This window comes from Nocardia sp. NPDC004123, from assembly GCF_053603795.1.
On record NZ_JBSGGG010000001.1, the window covers coordinates 294,904 to 313,807 of the forward strand.

Annotated in this window: 16 protein-coding genes; 10 read left to right on the forward strand and 6 right to left on the reverse strand. The window is 68.3% G+C overall.

Annotated features, from left to right (window positions below):
• Nucleotides 1–180: 180 nt before the first annotated feature.
• From rsgA to ACWEQQ_RS01390, 3 genes are read left to right on the forward strand one after another with little or no spacing between them, the layout of a single operon-like run.
• Nucleotides 181–1,287: a ribosome small subunit-dependent GTPase A gene (rsgA, locus tag ACWEQQ_RS01380; RefSeq protein WP_452346751.1), complete on the forward strand. Its 1,107-nt coding sequence runs from the start codon at nt 181–183 to the stop codon at nt 1,285–1,287.
• A gap of 21 nt (nt 1,288–1,308) precedes the next feature.
• Nucleotides 1,309–2,637 carry a sensor histidine kinase gene (locus ACWEQQ_RS01385; RefSeq protein WP_452346752.1) on the forward strand — a complete coding sequence of 443 codons (1,329 nt, stop codon included), beginning with the start codon at nt 1,309–1,311 and terminating at the stop codon, nt 2,635–2,637.
• Nucleotides 2,625–3,272, forward strand: a complete 648-nt coding sequence (locus ACWEQQ_RS01390; RefSeq protein WP_452344440.1) for a response regulator — start codon at nt 2,625–2,627, stop codon at nt 3,270–3,272. The genes ACWEQQ_RS01385 and ACWEQQ_RS01390 overlap by 13 nt, the downstream gene beginning before the upstream one ends.
• Here ACWEQQ_RS01390 and ACWEQQ_RS01395 read toward each other — a convergent pair whose 3' ends face one another.
• Nucleotides 3,273–4,799, reverse strand: a complete 1,527-nt coding sequence (locus tag ACWEQQ_RS01395; RefSeq protein ID WP_452346753.1) for an alpha/beta hydrolase — start codon at nt 4,797–4,799, stop codon at nt 3,273–3,275.
• An 11-nt stretch (nt 4,800–4,810) separates the two neighbouring features.
• Nucleotides 4,811–5,998, reverse strand: a complete 1,188-nt coding sequence (locus ACWEQQ_RS01400; protein ID WP_452346754.1) for a serine hydrolase domain-containing protein — start codon at nt 5,996–5,998, stop codon at nt 4,811–4,813.
• 265 nt (nt 5,999–6,263) lie between these two features.
• On the opposite strand from ACWEQQ_RS01400, the gene ACWEQQ_RS01405 reads away from it, so the two are divergent.
• Nucleotides 6,264–7,112, forward strand: coding sequence for an SDR family oxidoreductase (locus ACWEQQ_RS01405; RefSeq protein WP_452346755.1), 849 nt, complete (start codon nt 6,264–6,266; stop codon nt 7,110–7,112).
• A gap of 90 nt (nt 7,113–7,202) precedes the next feature.
• Complete coding sequence (locus ACWEQQ_RS01410) at nt 7,203–8,045, forward strand: SDR family NAD(P)-dependent oxidoreductase (RefSeq protein ID WP_452346756.1); 843 nt, start codon at nt 7,203–7,205, stop codon at nt 8,043–8,045.
• A gap of 59 nt (nt 8,046–8,104) precedes the next feature.
• Here the strand turns inward: ACWEQQ_RS01410 and ACWEQQ_RS01415 are convergent, their stop codons facing one another.
• Both ACWEQQ_RS01415 and ACWEQQ_RS01420 read right to left on the reverse strand, forming a co-directional pair.
• Nucleotides 8,105–10,000 (reverse strand): glycosyltransferase, encoded by a 1,896-nt coding sequence (locus ACWEQQ_RS01415; RefSeq protein ID WP_452346757.1) that lies wholly within the window; start codon nt 9,998–10,000, stop codon nt 8,105–8,107.
• A 249-nt stretch (nt 10,001–10,249) separates the two neighbouring features.
• Nucleotides 10,250–10,753, reverse strand: coding sequence for a GtrA family protein (locus tag ACWEQQ_RS01420; protein ID WP_452346758.1), 504 nt, complete (start codon nt 10,751–10,753; stop codon nt 10,250–10,252).
• A gap of 96 nt (nt 10,754–10,849) precedes the next feature.
• Here ACWEQQ_RS01420 and ACWEQQ_RS01425 point away from each other — a divergent pair, with 96 nt between their 5' ends.
• The 3 genes from ACWEQQ_RS01425 (at nt 10,850) to ACWEQQ_RS01435 (ending at nt 14,477) form a co-directional block, all read left to right on the forward strand.
• Nucleotides 10,850–11,821 carry a glycosyltransferase gene (locus ACWEQQ_RS01425; RefSeq protein WP_452344433.1) on the forward strand — a complete coding sequence of 324 codons (972 nt, stop codon included), beginning with the start codon at nt 10,850–10,852 and terminating at the stop codon, nt 11,819–11,821.
• A 62-nt stretch (nt 11,822–11,883) separates the two neighbouring features.
• Entirely contained in the window at nt 11,884–13,428 is a 1,545-nt protein-coding gene (locus tag ACWEQQ_RS01430) for a DUF2142 domain-containing protein (RefSeq protein ID WP_452346759.1), read from the forward strand.
• Complete coding sequence (locus ACWEQQ_RS01435; RefSeq protein WP_452346760.1) at nt 13,425–14,477, forward strand: hypothetical protein; 1,053 nt, start codon at nt 13,425–13,427, stop codon at nt 14,475–14,477. The genes ACWEQQ_RS01430 and ACWEQQ_RS01435 overlap by 4 nt, the downstream gene beginning before the upstream one ends.
• Here ACWEQQ_RS01435 and rfbB read toward each other — a convergent pair.
• Entirely contained in the window at nt 14,474–15,478 is a 1,005-nt protein-coding gene (gene rfbB, locus ACWEQQ_RS01440; protein WP_452346761.1) for a dTDP-glucose 4,6-dehydratase, read from the reverse strand. The genes ACWEQQ_RS01435 and rfbB overlap by 4 nt on opposite strands.
• A gap of 434 nt (nt 15,479–15,912) precedes the next feature.
• On the opposite strand from rfbB, the gene ACWEQQ_RS01445 reads away from it, so the two are divergent.
• Entirely contained in the window at nt 15,913–16,623 is a 711-nt protein-coding gene (locus ACWEQQ_RS01445) for a hypothetical protein (protein WP_452346762.1), read from the forward strand.
• Between the two features lie 159 nt (nt 16,624–16,782).
• On the opposite strand, the gene ACWEQQ_RS01450 is transcribed toward ACWEQQ_RS01445, so the two are convergent.
• On the reverse strand, nt 16,783–17,781 hold the full coding sequence (locus tag ACWEQQ_RS01450) for an alpha/beta hydrolase (protein ID WP_452346763.1): 999 nt from the start codon (nt 17,779–17,781) through the stop codon (nt 16,783–16,785).
• A 247-nt stretch (nt 17,782–18,028) separates the two neighbouring features.
• Between ACWEQQ_RS01450 and rfbA the strand changes: the two genes are divergently transcribed.
• Nucleotides 18,029–18,904, forward strand: a complete 876-nt coding sequence (gene rfbA, locus ACWEQQ_RS01455) for a glucose-1-phosphate thymidylyltransferase RfbA (protein WP_354838594.1) — start codon at nt 18,029–18,031, stop codon at nt 18,902–18,904.

Sequence of the window (18,904 nt, forward strand, 5' to 3'; positions counted from 1 at the left end):
CCCGTTCTTGTTCGGCGCGGTCACCACGGTGACGGCATGAGGAGAGATGGGAGGTGGAGTTACGTGACGACGGCAGTGCGGATTGCCGTGCTCGGGCGAACGTTCGCCCCACGCGCATCCACCTCGAATTCCTCTCGCTGAGTCCGTGATCCGGGCTCGGCCCGTCAAAGGACTCCACACATGGCTTCGGTCGATTTCGACCTGCTCGTTCCCTATGGCTGGAACACCACCCTCGCCGCCGACTACCGGCCGCTGCTGGGTGACGATCTGATTCCGGCCCGCCTGATCCGTATGGATCGCAGTGAATGCGATATCGCCGCACCCCTTCCCACCGCCGACTACCAGAGCCGCCTGACGGCCGCGGTGGTGCGGGCCCGGCTCCCCCGCTCGGATTCCGAGATCAGCGGGCTCTGCACCGGCGACTGGGTGGCGATCGACGCCGGGCGCACGGTGCGGGCCCTGCTGCCGCGCCGCACCGCCATCGTCCGGGCCGCCGTGTCCGGGCAGCCCGATGCCCGCGCCAAATCGGCCGATCAGGTGCTGGCCGCGAATATGGACACCGTGCTGGTGTGCACCGCCGGCGACGGGGATGTCGATCTCGGGCGCATCGAGCGGCTGCTCGCGCTGGCCTGGGAATCCGGCGCCCAGCCCGCCGTGGTGCTCACCAAAGCCGATCTGGCGCACGATATTCCGATCGAGGACGTCCGAGCCGCCGCGCCGGGCGTCACCGTGGTGGCGGTCAGCGCCACCGGTGGTGTCGGCATGGATATGCTGAGCTCGCTGCTCTCCGGCACGGTGGCATTGATCGGGCCCTCGGGCGCGGGCAAATCCACCCTCGCCAACGCGCTGCTCGGTGCGGAAGTCTTCGCCACCAGCGCGGTGCGCGAGGGCGACAAGCGCGGCCGCCACACCACCGTGCACCGCGAACTGCGGCCACTGCCCGGCGGCGGCACCCTCATCGATACCCCGGGGTTGCGGTCGGTCGGGCTCTGGGATGCCGCCGAAGGGCTCGGGCGGACCTTCAGCGATATCGAATCCCTGTCCGGGCAATGCCGTTTCACCGACTGCTCGCACGAGAGCGAGCCGGGGTGCGCGGTGCTGGCAGCCATCGAATCCGGCGCGCTCCCCCGGCGTCGTCTGGACAGCTACCGCAAGCTGAGCCGCGAGAACGAATGGCTGGCCGCCCGCAGCGACGCGCGCATGCGCGCCGAGCGGGCGAAGGTCTGGAAGCAGATCAACAAGGACCAGCGCCGCCTGTACAAGGAGCGTGGCGGCAAGCAGCGCTGACCGGATCAGTAGGTTGGTGGCATGAGTGCCGACCCCATGCCGGAGCGCGGCCCGGTGGCCGTGCGGCGGTGGGTCGCGGGTCGGCTGCGGGTGCTGCCGGGGAGCATCGGCTATCTGCTGGTCGGCGGCGCTACCGGCGTGGCGGCCACGTTCGCCACGGTCGGTTTGTTCGTGGTGGCAGCCACCAGCCTCGGCGGGGTGGGCATTCCGGCGATTCCCGAATATCTGCGGCTGATCCGCCCGCTGACCGAGTTCGAACGGCGGCGGGCGGGCAAGCGGCTGGGCGCGCCGATCGTGGTGGCCTATCGGCCGATGTCCGGCGGGCTGCGGCAACGGCTGGCCGGCGCCTTCCGGGATCCGGCGAACGGCCGGGATATCGCGTGGCTGTGTGTGCACGGGGTGCCCGGCATGGTGGTGGCGCTGTTCTCGATCGGACTGCCGGCGGGTGTGCTGAATCAGCTGGCGATTCCGGTGTACTGGCAGATCGTGCCGCCGGGCACCGTCGACAGCTTCGGCTTCGTGGTCGATTCCTGGCCGCTGGCCGGGCTCAGCGCCCTCATCGCGATTCCCTTGGCGGCCCTGACGCTCCGGCTGCCCACGGTGGCCCGGTGGCAGGCGCTAATGGCACGGACACTGCTCGGTCCGGCGCCGGGCACCGAGCTCGCGGTGCGGGTGGCGGAGTTGACCGCCACCCGGGCCGCCGCGCTCGACGCGCACGGGGCGGAACTGCGGCGCATCGAACGGGATCTGCACGATGGCGCGCAGGCGCGGATCGCGGCGGTCATCATGCAGCTCGGGCTGGCCGACCAGCTGCGCGAACGGGATCCGGCCGCATCGTCCGACCTGGTCCGCAAGGCGCAGGACACGGCCGAGGCCGCGTTGGCCGAACTCCGAGATGTGGTGCGGACCGTGTATCCGCCGGTGCTCGCGGATCGTGGTCTGGCGAGCGCGATTTCGGCGCTGGCCGCGCGCTCCCCGATTCCGGTCGAACTCGCTCTCGGCGGTACCGTCGCGCTGCGTCCGGGCACGACCGAAGTACCGGATTCGAGCAGATCAGGGCCCCGCTGGCCCGCGGCCGTCGAGGCGGCCGCGTATTTCGTCATCTCCGAGACGATCACCAATGCAACCAAACATTCTGGTGCCGAACATCTTCGGGTTTGCCTCGGAGGCGATGCCGGGCTGCTGACCGTCGAGGTCCTGGATGACGGGGTCGGCGGGGCGCGGGAGACCGAGGGCGGCGGGCTGGCCGGGATCCGGCGGCGGGCCGAGGCGCTGGACGGACGGATGGTGCTCAGCAGTCCGGCGGGTGGACCTACCGTGGTGCGGGTGGAGCTGCCGTGCGGGTTGTGATCGCCGAGGATGATGCCCTGCTGCGGGAGGGGCTGGCGCTGCTGTTGCAGACGGCGGGGATCGAGGTGGCCGCCGCGGTCGACAACGCGGACGATTTTCTCGCGGTGGTGACCGCCGATCGGCCCGATGCCGTGGTCGTGGATGTGCGGCTGCCGCCCACCTTCACCGATGACGGATTGCGAGCCGCGGTGCGGGCCCGCGAGATTCACCCCGGCCTGCCGGTGCTGGTGCTCTCGGCCTGGGTCGAGGACAGCTATGCCGCCGAACTGCTCGGCGATGGCGCCGGCGGGATCGGATACCTGCTCAAGGAGCGGGTCGGGAAGGTGGATCGGTTCCTGGATTCGCTGCGGCGGGTCGCCGAGGGCGGGACCGCCATGGATCCGGAGGTGATCTCGCAACTGCTGGTGCGGCGCAAGACCGACGATCCACTGGCCGCGCTGACCCCGCGCGAACGCGAGGTGCTGGCACTCATGGCCGAGGGGCTCGACAATGCCACCATTGCCGAGCGTCTCGTGGTCACCGAAGGTGCTGTGCTCAAACACATTCGGAGCATCTTCGCCAAGCTGGGGTTGTTCGCCGACGAGGTGGGCCACCGGCGGGTGCTGGCCGTCCTCGCCTATCTGAATGCCGGATGATCAGTAGTCACGACAGGTGAGATCGGCGGCGGGCAGGGTGCCGTCGGCCAAATAGGTGTTCACCGCGTCGTACACGCAGGAATTCGGGTAGCGGCCGAGGATCGAGTGGATGGCGACGTCCTGCAACGTGACCATGCGAGAACCGGTGAGCGCCCGGTGCATGGCGAGCGCACCGCCGTAGTTGGTGCGGGTGTCGCCGGTGGCCTGGATGATCAGGTTCGGCACCGAATTGCCCAGCGCGGTGGGGGATTCGGCGGGCGGGGCCCAGAACGCGCACGGCGTGATGTTGTTCGCCATCGCGCCGAAGACCGGCTGGGTGGCGCGGGAGGCTTCGATATTGCGCCGGTACCAGTCGGGGTCGCGGGGTGCGCCGACATCACCGCAGAGGATGGCCATCTGGGGTGACATGTCGCGCGGCTGCGCGCGCAGCATCATGGCCAGCTTGCCCGCCAGATCCTCGTCCGGCCGCGCCGGTTTCCCATCGGCGGCGTCGGCCAGCTCCCGGACCTGTTGCGCGGCAAGACCGTAGTCGTGCGGTGAATTGAAGGCGATGTACAGCACCAATGGCAGGGAATGCGCGTCGAGGTCGTAGTCGCCGATCCGGATCGGGTGGGCGGCAGCGTGTTCGATCAGCCGCTCGACCAGGCCACGCACGGCCGCACCGGTGGTGCCGAGGTGGTATTCGTCGTCGCGCTGTGCGGTCCAGGCCGCCCAGGCATCGAGCGCGGCCTCGTTCGGTGAGCCCATGTCCTGCACCATGCCGACCGCGCCGTAGCGGTCCGGGTCCACGCTGCCGTCCAGCACCATGCGATCGGAACGTTCCGGGAACATCTGCATGTACACCGCACCCAGGTAGGTGCCGTAGGAGGTGCCCACATAGCTGATCTTGGTTTCGCCGAGCACCGTCCGGATCACGTCCATGTCCCGAGCGGTATTGCGAGTCGTGAAGTGCGGCAGGCGATCTCCTTCCGCCGTGGCGCAGCGGGCCGCCAGATCGGCTTGGTCGGCGACGGATTCGGCGAACCCCTTGGCATCGATACCGGCGAACTGCAAGCCGAACCCGTGCGGCCAGTGGCAGTTCACCGCCGAGGAGCGGCCGACACCGCGCGGGTCCATTCCGATCAGGTCGTAGCGGGCGCGGACCCCGGGGGTCAGGGCCTTGCTCGTCTCCACGAAGTAATCCAGGCCCGCACCGCCGGGACCGCCCGGGTTGGACAATATGACACCACGCCGCTGGGCCGGGTCGGTGGCGGGGATGCGCGAGATGGCGACGGTGATCGTGCGGCCTTGCGGCTCGGCGTAATTCAGCGGCACGGTGACATCGGCACACTGCGCGCCCACGTCGTCCAGGCCCGGCGCATCACAGGACTTCCAGGTGAGCGTCTGGTGGTAGAAGCTGTCCAAGGGCTCGGCCGCGGTGGCGCGATCGGTGACGGCGGTCGTCGTGCAGGCGACCGCGCCGACGAGTCCGGTGACCGCGATGGCCACCGCAACATTTCGGGCCCAGGCCACTGTATGTCGAAGCACGAATGGTCTCCTCATCGTGAACAGATGGCGGCATCGAACAGCTTCGACACCGCGTCGTCGTCGGCCTCATCGGCCGCGAGCTGATTGACGGTCACCACGACGGCGGTGCCGTCGGCGGCCACGCCGTTGCGGGTCCCGAAGCCGGGGATGCTGCCGCCGTGGCCCCACACCTGTGTGCCGCAGGAGACCGGGTGGTGGATCAGGCCGAGTCCGTAGCCGGAACCGGGTTCGCCGCGGTCCCAGGGGAGGGTCTGTTTCATCTCGTCCAGGAGGGCCGCGGGCAGCAGTTTCCCGGCGAGCAGCGCGGTGAAGAATCGGTTCAGGTCGGCGGGGGTGGCGACCATCGCGCCCGCGGTGCCGGCCCAGGACGGGTCCAGATCGGTGAAATCGATACGCTTGCCGTCGGTTTCCTGATACCCCCGCGCATGCGGGCCCCGGATACCGGTCTCCCGCGCGTCCGGGAAGTAGGTGTCGCGCAGACCCAGCGGTTCCAGGATGCGGCTGCCGATCTCGGTGGCCGCCGGGCGGCCGGTGACCTTTTCGATCAGCAGGCCCAGCACGATGTAGTTGGTGTTGGTGTAGACCGAACGCGCGCCGGGCTCGAAGCGCGGCGGCATGGACATGGCGATGCGCACCAGGTCCGCGGGTTCGTAATGGCCCCAGCGGATTCTCTCGGTGTCGGCCGCCAGCTGCGCGGAGCCGGGCACGGGGGTCGGCTCGGGTCGGCCGCCCGCCAGGTAGTCGGGCAGGCCGCTGGTGTGCTGCAGCAGCTGGCGGACCGTGACGCGGTTGCCGTCATTGCCATTGCCGCGCACCACGCCCGGCAGGTAGCGCTCGATCGGAGCGTCCAGTTCGACCTGGCCCTCGCCGGCCAGTTGCAGCACCACGGTGGCGACGAAGGTCTTGGTATTGCTGCCGATCCGGACCCGGGCATTGTCGGGGATGGGTGCGCCGGTCCCCAGGTCGCCCGTGCCCGCGGTGAGGACGTGATGGCCGGCGGGGCCGTCGATGACGACCTGCGCGCCCGGGAAGCCGCTACGGATCACGGTGTCGAGGGCCTGCGTGACGGTGCGGTACAGCTCCTTGCGCGCCGGCTCACCGCGTCCGGATTCGGTGCCGCACGCCTGGGCCGCCAGTACCGCCAGCACTCCGAAACCGGCCAGTACGACTCGGCCGGGCGGCCGCCGCAATGCGCTCATGGACGACATTCCTCCTGTTCAGGCCGGGTTCTCCGGCCGGTTCGAGCCTAGGAACGCAGGGGTCGGCGGCCCATGCCCCGCGCACCCCGATCGAGGTCGCGCCCGGTACCGCGACGGAGGTGGTGCCAGCGCTACCTATATGCACCTTGTTGCATATAGCTCATTTCTCACCTACTGTTCGAGTTGGGAGAATTTCCGCCCCACTCGGCCTCCGAGACGCGGATGATCGAACCCGGGGGCGATACAAAGCAGACGGGAGCGGACCATGACCGACGCATCGAAGCAGCTGGCGGGCCGGACGATGATCATGTCGGGCGGCAGCCGCGGCATCGGGCTGGAGATCGCCAAGCGGGCGGCGGCCGACGGCGCGAACATCACCATCATCGCGAAAACCGATGCGCCACATCCGAAATTGCCCGGCACCATTCATACCGCGGCGGCCGAGCTGGAGCAGGCGGGCGGCACCGTGCTGAAGTACCTCGGCGATGTGCGCGACGACGAGGCGGTGGCGGACGCGGTCCAGCAGACCGTCGCGCGCTTCGGCGGCATCGACATGGTGGTGAACAATGCCTCGGCCATCGATCTGTCCCCCACCGAATCCCTGCCGATGAAGAAGTACGACCTCATGCAGGACATCAACTGCCGCGGCAGTTTCCTGCTGTCCAAGCTCAGCATCCCGGCGCTGCGGGAATCCGCCGAGGCCGGTCGCAATCCGCACATTCTCACCCTGTCGCCGCCACTGAACCTGGATCCGAAGTGGGCGGGCACGGCGCTGGGCTACACCATCGCCAAGTACGGAATGTCGCTCACCACACTGGGTTTGAGCGAGGAATTGCGCAAGTACGGGATCGGCGTGAACTCGCTGTGGCCGCGCACCACCATTGCCACCGCGGCGGTGCAGAACCTGCTCGGCGGCGCGGAGATGGTCGCCACCTCCCGCACACCGGACATCTACGCCGACGCCGCCTACCTGGTGCTCACCTCGCCCGCCAAGGACACCACCGGCAACTTCTTCATCGACGACGAAGTCCTTGCGGCACACGGCATCACCGATCTCGACAAGTACCGGGTGGTGCCCGGCGACGGCCCGCTCACCACAGACCTGTTCCTCTGACCCGGATCGGCGGCCTCGGCTGCGCGAGCTCAGCCGAGGTCGGCTGGCACACAAGGGAATACGCGCGGTCGTGCGTGGTTGACCGGACGCATGAGCATTGCCCTCGTAACAGGTGCGAACCAAGGGCTGGGACGGGCCGTCGCGGCCCTGCTGGCCGAGCGGCTCGGGGCCGGATCCACCATCTATGTCACCGGACGCAACGCCGAGCGGGTCGCGGAGGCGGCGGCCGGGATTCCCGGTGCGGCGCCGCTGGTGCTGGATGTCGGCGATGACGAGAGTGTGGCGGCCGCGGCCCGGCTGGTCCGGGAACGGCACGGCGGAATCGACATCGTGGTGTCCAACGCGGCGGCGCGGCGCACCGCGGAACGCAGTGACGCCGAGACGATTCGCGAGTTCGTGAACACCAATAATCTCGGCGCCACCCGCATGATCCGTGAGTTCGGACCGCTGCTGCGGCCCGGCGGCCGATTCCTGGTCGTGGCGAGCGCTTTCGGCAGCCTGCGCTATCTGGATCCGAGCCTGCACCACCTGTTCGACACCGACGTCATGACCCTCGACGACCTCGACCGAGTCATGCGCGAGTACGCCGAGCTGGTCGAGAACGGCAAGGCCCGCACGGCCGGCTGGCCGGAGTCCGTCAACTACCCGTCCAAGATCGGCCAGGTCGCCGCCGTCCGGATCTTCGCCCGCGCGGCCGGGCGCGATGTCTTCACCGGCGCGGCCTGTCCGGGTTTGGTGGATACCGAGGCCTCGCGGCCGTGGTTCACCGATATGTCGCAGGCGCAGCCGCCCGAGGCGGCGGCGGTGGATGTGGTGTCGCTGCTGGTGGATCCGGTGAATCCGGCCTTCGCAGCGCAGCTCGTCCAGCATCGGGTGGTGATCGGCTGGACGGCCTCCGAGGGTGGCGGTCCGGAGCAGCCCGACCGGCGCTGAGACGAAACATGGCCCGGGACATGGGGTCCCGGGCCATGGTCAGGCGAATATCCTGACCGCTAGTCGATTCCGTAGAGGCGTTCCCAGTTCTCGCGGCTGGTGAGTTCCGGCATGGCGGCTCGCCAGCGGCGTTGCAGGTCGGGGAGGTCCTTGCGGAGCTGCCGGAGCACGCGGACGGTGCGGAGCAGCAGGCGGCGGGCGGTTTCCTTGTCGCGCACGCGGACCCGGACGCCGGACTGGGAGGCGTCGGTGACGACCACGTGGTTGAACAGGCCGACGTGCCACCAGTGCGCGTCCTCGCGGGTGACCGCGACCGGGCCGGGGATGACCCGGCCGGTCCACTGGCTGAGGGCGCGCTTGTAGAGCACCAGCAGCGGGTGGCTCGGCTCGCCGCCGGCGCGGCGAACGTGCAGGTGCGCGTTCGGGACCGGGGAGGTGGCGGCCGGATGCTTGACCGTCTCCGGGTAGTCCGAGCGCGAGCCGCGGGCCTTGGCCAGCGCCTCGATACCGCCGTCGCGCAAGATCTCCGGACCCCGCAGGTAGTCCTCGATGCCCTGCAGGGTGGTGTGCGCCAGGCCGTACTGCATGCCGACCAGGTACTCACCGATCTCCCGGAGCAGCTGGCGGGTAATGGATTTCCCGTCCAGGTCGTGGTGCAGCGAGGACACGATGAGCGAGTTGCGCGAGGAGAAGTAGCGCGCCCAGTCGTCGAAGTCCTTCCAGTAGAAGTCGGCGTGCCAGACCGCGGCATTGGGCAGGGTGACGGTGACGAAACCGTTCTCCCGCGCACGCAGGCCGTATTCCACGTCGTCCCACTGGAAGAAGATCGGCACCGGCAGCCCGATCTTCTTGACCACCTCGGCCGGGATCAGGCAGGTCCACCAGGCCTGGTAGCCGGCGTCCACGCGGCGTTCCTGGTGCTTCTTGAGCATGCTGGTGTTGCGCAGCGCCTTGGCCACCTTCTGGCCGTGGCGCAGCTTGCCCAGATTCGTCTCCTCCGCACCGACATTCAGGTAGTCGGGGTTGAACAGGAACAGCATCTGCGCGCCCACCAGGGTGGGTTCCACGGTCAGGTTGGCGAAGGCGTTGAGCCGCAGCACCGTTTCCGGCTCGCACAGGATGTCGTCGTCCATGAGGATGACGTCGGCGTGCTCGTTGGCGCCCGACACCTCGTAGAGGCCGCGCGTGAAGCCGCCCGCGCCACCGAGATTCGGCTGCCGGATGTAGCGCAGCTTGTCGCCGAACTTCGGCCGGGTCTCGGTGAACAGCGTCTGGTCCTGCACCAGGTCGGTGCCCTGGTCGACCACGTAGACGGCGTCGATGAGCGACAGCACCGTGGGATCGGAAGCCAGGGCCGCAACGGTAGCGGCGCAGTCCGGGGCGCGGTTGAAGGTGCAGATGGCGATGGCCACCGGGCGCAGCTGCCCGGGCGCGGCCGCGGTCCACTCCAGATCGGTGATCACGGCCTCGCCGCCGAGGGCCTCGATCTCCAGCCACAGCGCGCCGCCGTCGATGTACATGTCCAGCGGTGCGCGCAGCACCACCCGGCCGGTCTCCTTGACCACCGCGGTGTCGACCACCCGGCGGTGCCCGGCGATATCGGAGGCGGCCAGCCGGATCCGTACCTTGCCGGTCGCCTCGAGGGTCATGCCCACCTCGACCTCGGTGACCTTGGTCCAGCGCTGCCAGTAGGCGGCGGCGAAGCGCCCGAAGTAGGTGTTGGTGTTGACCGACGCACCCTTTTCCAGGCGTAGCGTCTGCCGCTCGCGGGTGACCTTGCCCTTGGCCACCGCGTACAGGTCGTCGCTGATCTTCGGCGCGGGTCCGCAGAAGATGCCGCGGGCCAGCACCAGCCGCTCCGGCGCGGTCTGTGCCGCGCGCAGGGTGGTGGGGGCCTCCTCAGCGTTCTCCCGGTCCTCGGTTTCGGTCACGGCCTGCCCAGCCGACGCATCCATGAATCCCTCGACATCCTTTGAATACTTAAGACACCGGCTCATCCGACGTGGTCGCACCGCCACTGTCACTGTCTTGCTCGGCGGGGCGAGAATATCAGTGCCTATTGGCCTCCGCTGCGCTCCGGCTGTTCGCGGCCCTGCAGCTCGATTCTTCCCTCCTCCGCTCCTCGGCTTCGCTCCCCCGCTCCAAGGCGGAGGTCTATTCCAGCCGCAGTCCAGAATCGAGCCGGGCCGCGAACCCTTCGGCGATCAAGCGCCATTCGGTCCCGAAGCGGGCTTGGTGAAGACGAATGTGCCATAGGCCCAGAATCGGAAACCCATGGCGACGGCTTGTCCGATGAGCGTCCCGGAAACGTTGTCCGCCAACGGACTGTCCAGTCCGAGAACGTAGCGTGAAAATCCGAGACACCCCAGCTGCAGGCCGATGGCCAACACATTCAGCAGCGCGTAGACGAGGATGTGCCGCGCCCCGGTATCGCCCCGGTGGTCGGAGTAGGTCCACCACTTGTTGCCGAAATAGGTGACCACCGTGGCCACCCCGATGGAGATGATCTTGGCGACCAGCGGGGCGTGGAACAGCGGGCCCTCGCCGCCGGCGAAGACCAGCAGGTTGTAGGTGCCCGCATCGACCACGAAGCCGATCGCGCCGACCACCAGAAATGCCCCGCCCCGCTGCAGCAGGGCCCGGACCTTGCCGGTCAGAGAGGCATTCGGGGTGGGTTCATCCACCGCCGTGGACTCGTTCGCAGGCACCGGCCGACGGTACCGCAACCCGCCGCACCCCTATACCTGTGAAGGTCGGGTACCCTCCCGGTGTTCATATTCGCCTCCGATCAGAGGATTGACCGGGTGGACTCCACCGAGCTTCGTATTGCCGCCATTGTGCCGTGCCACAACGAAGAGGCCGCCGTCGCGAAGGTCGTCACCGACCTCAAGGCCGCCGTCCCGGGCATAGTCGTCTACGTCTACGACAACCTGAGCACGGACGCCACCGCCGACAAGGCGCGCGCGGCCGGGGCGATCGTGCGGACCGAGAACCGCAAGGGCAAGGGCAATGTGGTGCGGCGGGCCTTCGCCGACATCGAGGCCGATGTGTACCTGATGGTCGACGGCGACGACACCTACGACGCCGCCGCGGCCCCCGAGATGATCCGCACCCTGCTGGCGGGCCCGTACGACCACGTGCTGGGTGTGCGCCGCGAGGTCGAGGCCGGTTCGGCGTACCGGGCCGGGCACGAGACCGGCAACAAGATCCTCAATGGCGTGGTGGGCAAGGTCTTCGGCGAGAACGTCGAGGACATGCTCAGCGGCTACCGGGTCTTCTCGCGCCGATTCGTGAAGTCGTTCCCGGCAGTGTCGCGGGAGTTCGAGATCGAGACCGAGCTGACCGTGCACTCGCAGCACCTGGGGGTCCCGCAGACCGCGGTTCCGGTCGGATTCCGTGATCGGCCCGCGGGCAGCGAGTCCAAGCTGCGCACCTACAGCGACGGCTTCAAGATCCTGCGCCTGATCATCGGCCTGGCCCGGCACGAGCGGCCGGTCGCCTTCTACGGCCTGTTCGGCACGCTGGCCTGGATCATCTCGGTCATCCTCATCACGCCGATCGTGATCGAGTTCTATCAGATTCACCAGGTCCCGCGGTTCCCGACGCTGTTCCTGGGCTTCACGCTGCTGCTGCTCGGCAGCCTGGCCTGGACCGCCGGCCTGATCCTGGACGGCATCCGCCGCTCCCGGCACGAGGCCGCCCGCCTGATGTACCTGCGTTATTCGGCGGTCGGCGAGACCGGCCCCGATGCCCGGCCGGGCGGTTCGCTGCGATGACGGTGCGGCTTGCCGGGCAGAATCCCGACGGCAAAGCAGAATCGGACACCGTGGTAACCGAAGTGAACGACAGCACGACCATCCCAGCCCCGGCATCGGCCTCGGCCGCTCCCGCGCCGAAGACGGCCGGGCTGCGGCGCGCGGTGATCGGCATCGAGCGGCGGTTCGGTTCGGCCGCCGTGGTTTTCGTGCTGATCGCCGGCATTTTCGGTGCGGTGTGGTCGGTGCTGACGCCCCCGTTCTGGGGCCACGACGAGATCACCCAGTTCGGCCGGGCCTACCAGGTCGCGCACGGCGGCTTCCTGCCCGAGAAGATCCACGACGATCGCGGGCCGGCGTGGGGCGGCGACGTGCCGGTCAGCATCGACGCGCTGATGAGCTACGCCTTCAACGACTATCAGGACAACCCGGACGAGCCGGAGCCCATGGTCCAGGATCCGCACGTCTACGACCAGCTGGGCGGGGCCGCGGTCTCCGATCGGACCAAGCAGGTGTGGTTCACCAATACCGCTGCCTACTCCCCGGTTCCGTACCTGCCGCCCGCCGCTGGCATCCGCATCGCCGAGACCTTCGACCTCAGTGTCGGCGGCATGGTGCTGGCCACCCGCTGGGCGGGGCTGGTCGCCTACCTGGTGATCGTCGGTTTCGCGCTGCGCGCGCTGCGCGGCCACCGCGTGCAGTGGCTGGCCTTCACCGTCGCGGTGCTGCCCATCGCGCTGTTCCAGGCCGGGACCGTCACCGCGGACACCGTCACCAATGCGCTGGCCCTGCTGGTGTCGGCGCTGGTGGTGAAGGGCCTGTTCCTCGGCGAGCGGCTGACCCGGCCGGAGACGGTGGCCGCGCTGGCCACCACCGTGCTGCTGCCGGTGTGCAAGCCGACCTACGTCCTGATCGCCATGCTCACCGTGCTGATCCCGGTGCGCCGCTTCGGCTTCGGCGGCACCGAGCGGATCGCCGTGTGGCAGCGGGTGCTGCCGTGGGCGGCCGCGGGCGTCGGCGCGATCGCGTTCGCGGTGTGGATGAAGATCGCCGCCCCGACCGGTGACGGCATGAGCCTGATGCGGCCCGAGAAGCAGTGGGGCACTGTGCGTCCGGGCGACCAGCTGCACGGCATCCTCACCGACCCGTTGCACTTCCTGCGGATATTCGGCGACAGCATCGCCCGCCGCGACCAGCACTGGTTCACCCAGTTCTTCGGCGAGCTCGGCTTCTCCTACGTCGAGGTGCCCGCGCTCACCATCCTGGCGAGCCTGCTGGCCTTCACCATGAGCATCGGTGCGGCCGAACGCTTCCCGGCGCGCGGCGCGGACCGCACGCGCACCTGGCTGGTGCTGCTGACCATCGCGGCCAGCGTGGCCATGATCTACGTGACGCTGTACATGTCTTTCACACCGGTCGGTTACTTCATCATCGACGGAGTGCAGGGCCGCTACTTCGTGCCACTCGCGGTGCTGGGCCTGGCGGTGGTGCTGCGCTGGATGCCGCTGCGGCTCACCGACGCCGCGGGCCGGGTCCCGGTGCGCGGCGTGGCGATCACGGTGGTGGCGGCCACCTCGGTCGCGCTCATCGCCGCGGTGATCAAGTATTCGACTATCGTCTGGGGATGACCCGCTGGGGAGTCCGATGGCGTCGATGGTCACGGGCGCGGCGAATTGCCGTGGTGTTGCTGATCATTGTCGCCATCCTGCTGACTCCCGTTGCGGCGGCCGCAGTGTTCCTGCGCCTGCAGGACGCCGGCACCCTGCGCGGCGATGCCCGCACCCGCGGCCACGACGCCGTCTGGCTGGGGCACGCCTGGGTCGACGGCCGTAAATCCGACGCCGATATCGCCCAGCTGGGAATTCTGCTGGCCGGGACCGGAATCAAGGATCTCTACGTGTATACCGGGCCGCTCGACAATGACGGCACGCTGTCTCCCCAGCTCTATCCACAGGCCCGCTGGTTCCTCGAGGCCGTGCATCGGTCGCTGCCCGGAATTCGCGTACAGGCGTGGCTCGGAGATGTGCTCACTCCCGAATTCGACGGTCTGAATACCGATGATCCGGGGACTCGCGATCATGTCGTCACGACATCGTCGCAGGTACTCGATCTCGGATTCGACGGTATTCACTTCGATTTCGAACCGGTGCGCTCGGGATCGAACGGCTATATCACCATCCTGGATCGGGTCCGCGCCGTCACTTCGGCCCGGCACGCGCTGCTGTCGGTCTCCGCTCCGGTTATCGATCCGCTACCCGGATTGCATTCGCTCGGCGTGGCCTTGTTCGATCACGGGAAATGGTGGTCGCAAGCCTATTTCGCGGAGGTGGCCCGGCGCGTGGATCAAATCGCCGTGATGTCCTATGACACCGCCATGCCGACCCGCGCCCTGTACGGCGGATATGTCGCGCAGCAGACCGGTCTGGCCCTGCAGGTCACACCGCCGAGCACGGATCTGCTCATGGGACTGCCCGCTTTCCGGGCGGAGAACGCGGCCCATCACGGTGCGGCCGAAACCGTCGCCGCCGCGCTGCGCGGGGTGCGCCTGGGTCTGGGCCGCACCGCGCGCGACCGCCGGACATTCGGGGTCGCGCTCTACGTGGATTTCGCGGCCACTCAACAGGATTGGGCCGACTACCGGCAGGACTGGGCCCGGTCCGCCGCCCTCAGCGGCTAGATGACCTTTTCACCCGCAGCGACATAGGCGGATTCGGTCGCGGCTTTCTGTGGGCGCCACCAGGATTCGTTGTCGCGGTACCAGTCGATGGTGGCCGCCAGGCCCTGGCGGAAATCGTGGTATCGCGGCTCCCAGCAGAGTTCGGTGCGCAGCAGGGAGGCGTCGATGGCGTAGCGCAGATCGTGGCCGGGACGGTCGGTGACATGATCGAAATCGTCCGGGGCACGGCCGAATGCCTCCAGGATCAGCTCCACCACGGATTTGTTGTCCCGTTCGCCGTCCGCGCCGATCAGATAGGTCTGGCCGATGCGCCCGCGCTCCAGGATTTCCCAGACCGCGCTGTTGTGGTCGTCCACGTGGATCCAGTCGCGCACCTGGTGACCCGCGCCGTAGAGGCGGGGGCGGATACCGTCGATGAGATTGGTGATCTGGCGCGGGATGAACTTCTCCACGTGCTGGTAGGGCCCATAGTTGTTGGAGCAGTTGGAGATTGTGGCCCGCACCCCGAACGACCGCACCCAGGCGCGGACCAGCATGTCACTGGAGGCCTTGCTGGCCGAGTACGGACTCGACGGGTTGTAGGGGGTGTTCTCGCCGAATGCCGAGGGGTCGTCGAGTTCCAGATCGCCGTACACCTCGTCGGTGGAGATGTGGTGATAGCGCACCTGATGGCGGCGCACCGCCTGGAGCAGCGAATAGGTGCCGACGATATTGGTCTGGACAAACGGCCACGGGTCGGCCAGCGAATTGTCGTTGTGCGATTCGGCGGCGAAATGCACCACCGCGTCCACGCCGCCCACCAGGCGATCCACCAGCGCGGTGTCGGCGATGTCGCCGTGCACGAACTCGATTCGGTCCGCGACCGGGTCGAGTGAGGCGCGGTTGCCCGCATAGGTGAGTTTGTCCAGCACGGTGACTTGCACACCGGGACGCGCAGTCACGGTCTGATGAACGAAGTTCGCGCCGATGAACCCGGCGCCGCCGGTTACGAGCAGTCGCACAGGGAAACACTACGTCGGCCGGGGCGCAGGCCCGCGCTGGGTACGGGAAGTTGCCGTCTTTACACCAGCCGGGCGGTCGTTGTGCGCGGAATCGGACATCCGGTTGAAACAAACGCACGCAATTGAAAGGCGGCCGCTCGGTCCAAATGTCGCAATTCCACGGTGCTGCCGCGACATTCGTGCGACCAGCGTCACGACTTTCCATGCGACGCGTGTGACCTTCCTCACACGGACTGCCGCGGGTAACGATCAGGCGGATCGTATATCTGCGTTAAAACCTTTCCCTTGCAGCGCGTTTCCACTACCTTGCAGACCGCGCGATCGTCTTGGTGAACAAAATTTGAACGGACGGACACGATGGGTTCACCGCTCGTTAGCTGTTCTCCATTTCGATTCGACGTGTCCCCCCGAGCTCTTCGATGAGGTTTCTACAAATGCTGATGAGGAAATTCGCCGCCACCGCGGCGCTGGCCGTAGCCGCCGTGGCCGTCACCGCCGGCACCGTGAACGCCGCGCCGGCCGCCGACGACAACGCGGCGATCAACTACACCGCCACCAACTCCGGCACCAACACCGTCATCCACACGGATGCCGGTTCCATGGTCGTCGAGAACGGCAACTTCGAGATCAAGGCCGCCAACGGCAACGTCGTCGCCGGCATGCCGCTGAAGGTGCAGGTGGACGACTTCACCTTCCCGATCGCCGCGGAGATCTCGGACCACACCGCGACCCTGACCCCGCAGTACGACATGGACCACGCGGTCTACACGCCGGGCAACGTCAAGGACGTCGCGCTGCCGTACGAGGACCAGGCTCCGTGGAAGTCGGACTACGACCGTGAGCAGGCCGCCTGGAACCGCATGAAGGACACCATTGCCACCGGTGCCACCATCGGCACCCTGGTCGGCGGTCTCGGCGGCGCGACCGTCGGTTGCATCCTCGGCTTCGGCCTCGCGGGCGTCGCCACCGCTCCGCTTGCGGCCCTGTTCGGTGCCGGCCCGATCGTCGGCTGCCTCGGTGGCGCTGCCGCCATCGGCTTCCTGGGCACCCTGGCGGGTCAGCTGTTCGTGACCGCGCCGGTCGCCATCGCCGCCGCGATCCAGTACTTCTCCACCATCAACGAGCCGCACATCCAGTCCAAGTAAGACTGCGCACGCTGCACGTCGAAACCCCCGCCCGGTTCGTCCGGGTGGGGGTTTCGCTTTGTGCAGGAACAGATGTGGGGCCCGAGATCGGCGCCCCGAGCCCCACATCATCAATCAGGCTGCACCCCACCCGAATCGACCGGGCCGCACGTCACCAAGTCATGCCGTGCGGGCGACCTGCCCGGCCTCGATGCGCTCGCGGACGAAGCGGGCCACGTGGGCCAGGGCGGCCCGGCTCTCCGGCATGGCGGGGAAGATGGCCATGAAGGCGTGCACCTGTCCGCGCCAGATCTCGAGGGTGGCGGGCACGCCGGACTGGGCCAGGCGCTGGGCCATGATCTCGCTGTCGCGACGCAGCACCTCGTCCTCGGCGACGATGAGCAGCGCGGGCGGCAGGCCGGCCAGCACATTGTTGACCGGCGACAGCCGCGGATCCAGGCGGCCGTTCACCTCGGCGCCCAGCTTGATCACGGACTCCAGCGCGGACAGCGGGATCAGCGCGTCGCGGCGGTAGTTGGGGTGGGCGCGCTTCTCGGTGCAGTCCAGGTCCAGTGCGGGGCACAGCCCGACCAGTCCGGCGGGGACGGGCAGTCCGGCGTCACGGGCGCGCAGGGCGGTGGCGAAGGTCATGTAGCCGCCCGCGGAGTCACCGGCGAACACCACCTTGGAGGCCGGGACGCCGTGCGCCAGCAACCATTTGTAGGCGGTCAGGCAGTCGGTGACGGATCCGGCGATATCGGTCTCGGGCAGCTGCCGGTACTCCACACTCACCACCGGCAGCCCGGTACGCCGGGCGATAGCCGCGACCACGGGGCGGTGGGTATCGAGCCCGCACAGGAAGAAGCCACCGCCGTGCATGTACAGGACCGCGCCGTCGCGCAATGCCTTGCGGGCCCCGGCGGGCCGCACGATCTCCATGCGGAAGCCATTGAGCCGTACCTGTTCCCGCTCCACTCCCCGCGGAGCCGGGCGCAGCTTGGCCAGGCTGTTGATGACGGTGCTGGCCACCGGCATGGATGCGACGGTGACGGGTACCAGCTCGCCGGCCGGGCGGATCATGGTGCGAGCCACCACTGTCAGCGCACGGGCGGCGGCACTGGTCCGGTTCGGGTTCTGGACGGCGTGGGCCGTTTCGTGGACAGGCCGTTCGTGAGCCATCGCGCACCTACCTCGTTGTTGGCGCGCCGAGCCGTTCGTCCGGAGCGACCGATACGTTGGCTCGGCACCCGGCGCGCGAGAGTCGGCGCTGACATCTCACATAGCGTTATTTCAGAACACCATGAGAACGTGACCTACGCAACAGATATCGCCGTATCCGCGCGTACGTAAACGGCCGTGATCGATTCGAAGTCCAGTCGGAACCTGACCGCCGCGCTCCACCATCGAGCTGGCAGACTGTCGTGACATGCGCGGAATCATCCTGGCCGGGGGCACCGGATCGCGGTTGCACCCGATCACGCGCGGGGTGAGCAAACAGCTGGTCCCGGTGTACGACAAGCCGATGGTGTACTACCCCCTGTCCACCCTCATGCTGGCGGGGATCCGGGACATCCTGGTGATCACCACTCCCGAGGACGCCGACGCCTTCGCCCGGCTGCTCGGCGACGGCAGCCGGTTCGGCGTGTCCATCTCCTATGTGGTGCAGCCGAAACCGGATGGGCTGGCCCGCGCCTTCGTGCTGGGCGCCGACCACATCGGCACCGAGAAGGCCGCGCTGGTGCTAGGCGACAACATCTTCCACGGCCCGGGCCTGGGCACCCAGCTGCAGACCTTCCACGACCTGGACGGCGGCGCGGTCTTCGCCTACCGGGTCTCCGACCCCACCGCCTACGGCGTGGTCGAATTCGCCGAGGGCCGAGCCATTTCCATCGAGGAGAAGCCCAAGGCGCCGCGCTCCAACTACGCGATTCCGGGGCTGTACTTCTACGACAACGACGTGCTCGCCATCGCGCGCGATCTGAAGCCGTCGGAGCGCGGCGAATACGAGATCACCGATATCAACCGCACCTATCTGGAGCAGGGCCGGCTGCACGTGCAGGTGCTGGCTCGCGGTACCGCCTGGCTCGACACCGGTACCTTCGACTCCCTGCTGGACGCCGCCAATTACGTCCGCACCATCGAGGAGCGGCAGGGCCTCAAGATCGGCGTGCCGGAGGAGGTGGCCTGGCGGCTCGGCTTCATCGGCGACGATGAACTCACCCGGCTGGCCGAACCCCTGGTGCGCTCGGGCTATGGAAAGTACCTGCTGGGCCTGCTGGACCACGGGCGAAGCTGGGAGTAG

Bases quoted from the DNA above. Each gene is read 5' to 3' on its own strand.
- rfbA (WP_354838594.1), top strand. From the start codon at position 18,029: ATGCGCGGAATCATCCTGGCCGGGGGCACCGGATCGCGGTTGCACCCG.
- ACWEQQ_RS01410 (WP_452346756.1), top strand. From the start codon at position 7,203: ATGAGCATTGCCCTCGTAACAGGTGCGAACCAAGGGCTGGGACGGGCC.
- rsgA (WP_452346751.1), top strand. From the start codon at position 181: ATGGCTTCGGTCGATTTCGACCTGCTCGTTCCCTATGGCTGGAACACC.
- ACWEQQ_RS01405 (WP_452346755.1), top strand. From the start codon at position 6,264: ATGACCGACGCATCGAAGCAGCTGGCGGGCCGGACGATGATCATGTCG.
- ACWEQQ_RS01400 (WP_452346754.1), bottom strand. From the start codon at position 5,998: ATGAGCGCATTGCGGCGGCCGCCCGGCCGAGTCGTACTGGCCGGTTTC.
- ACWEQQ_RS01445 (WP_452346762.1), top strand. From the start codon at position 15,913: ATGCTGATGAGGAAATTCGCCGCCACCGCGGCGCTGGCCGTAGCCGCC.
- ACWEQQ_RS01415 (WP_452346757.1), bottom strand. From the start codon at position 10,000: ATGGATGCGTCGGCTGGGCAGGCCGTGACCGAAACCGAGGACCGGGAG.
- ACWEQQ_RS01435 (WP_452346760.1), top strand. From the start codon at position 13,425: ATGACCCGCTGGGGAGTCCGATGGCGTCGATGGTCACGGGCGCGGCGA.
- ACWEQQ_RS01385 (WP_452346752.1), top strand. From the start codon at position 1,309: ATGAGTGCCGACCCCATGCCGGAGCGCGGCCCGGTGGCCGTGCGGCGG.
- ACWEQQ_RS01450 (WP_452346763.1), bottom strand. From the start codon at position 17,781: ATGGCTCACGAACGGCCTGTCCACGAAACGGCCCACGCCGTCCAGAAC.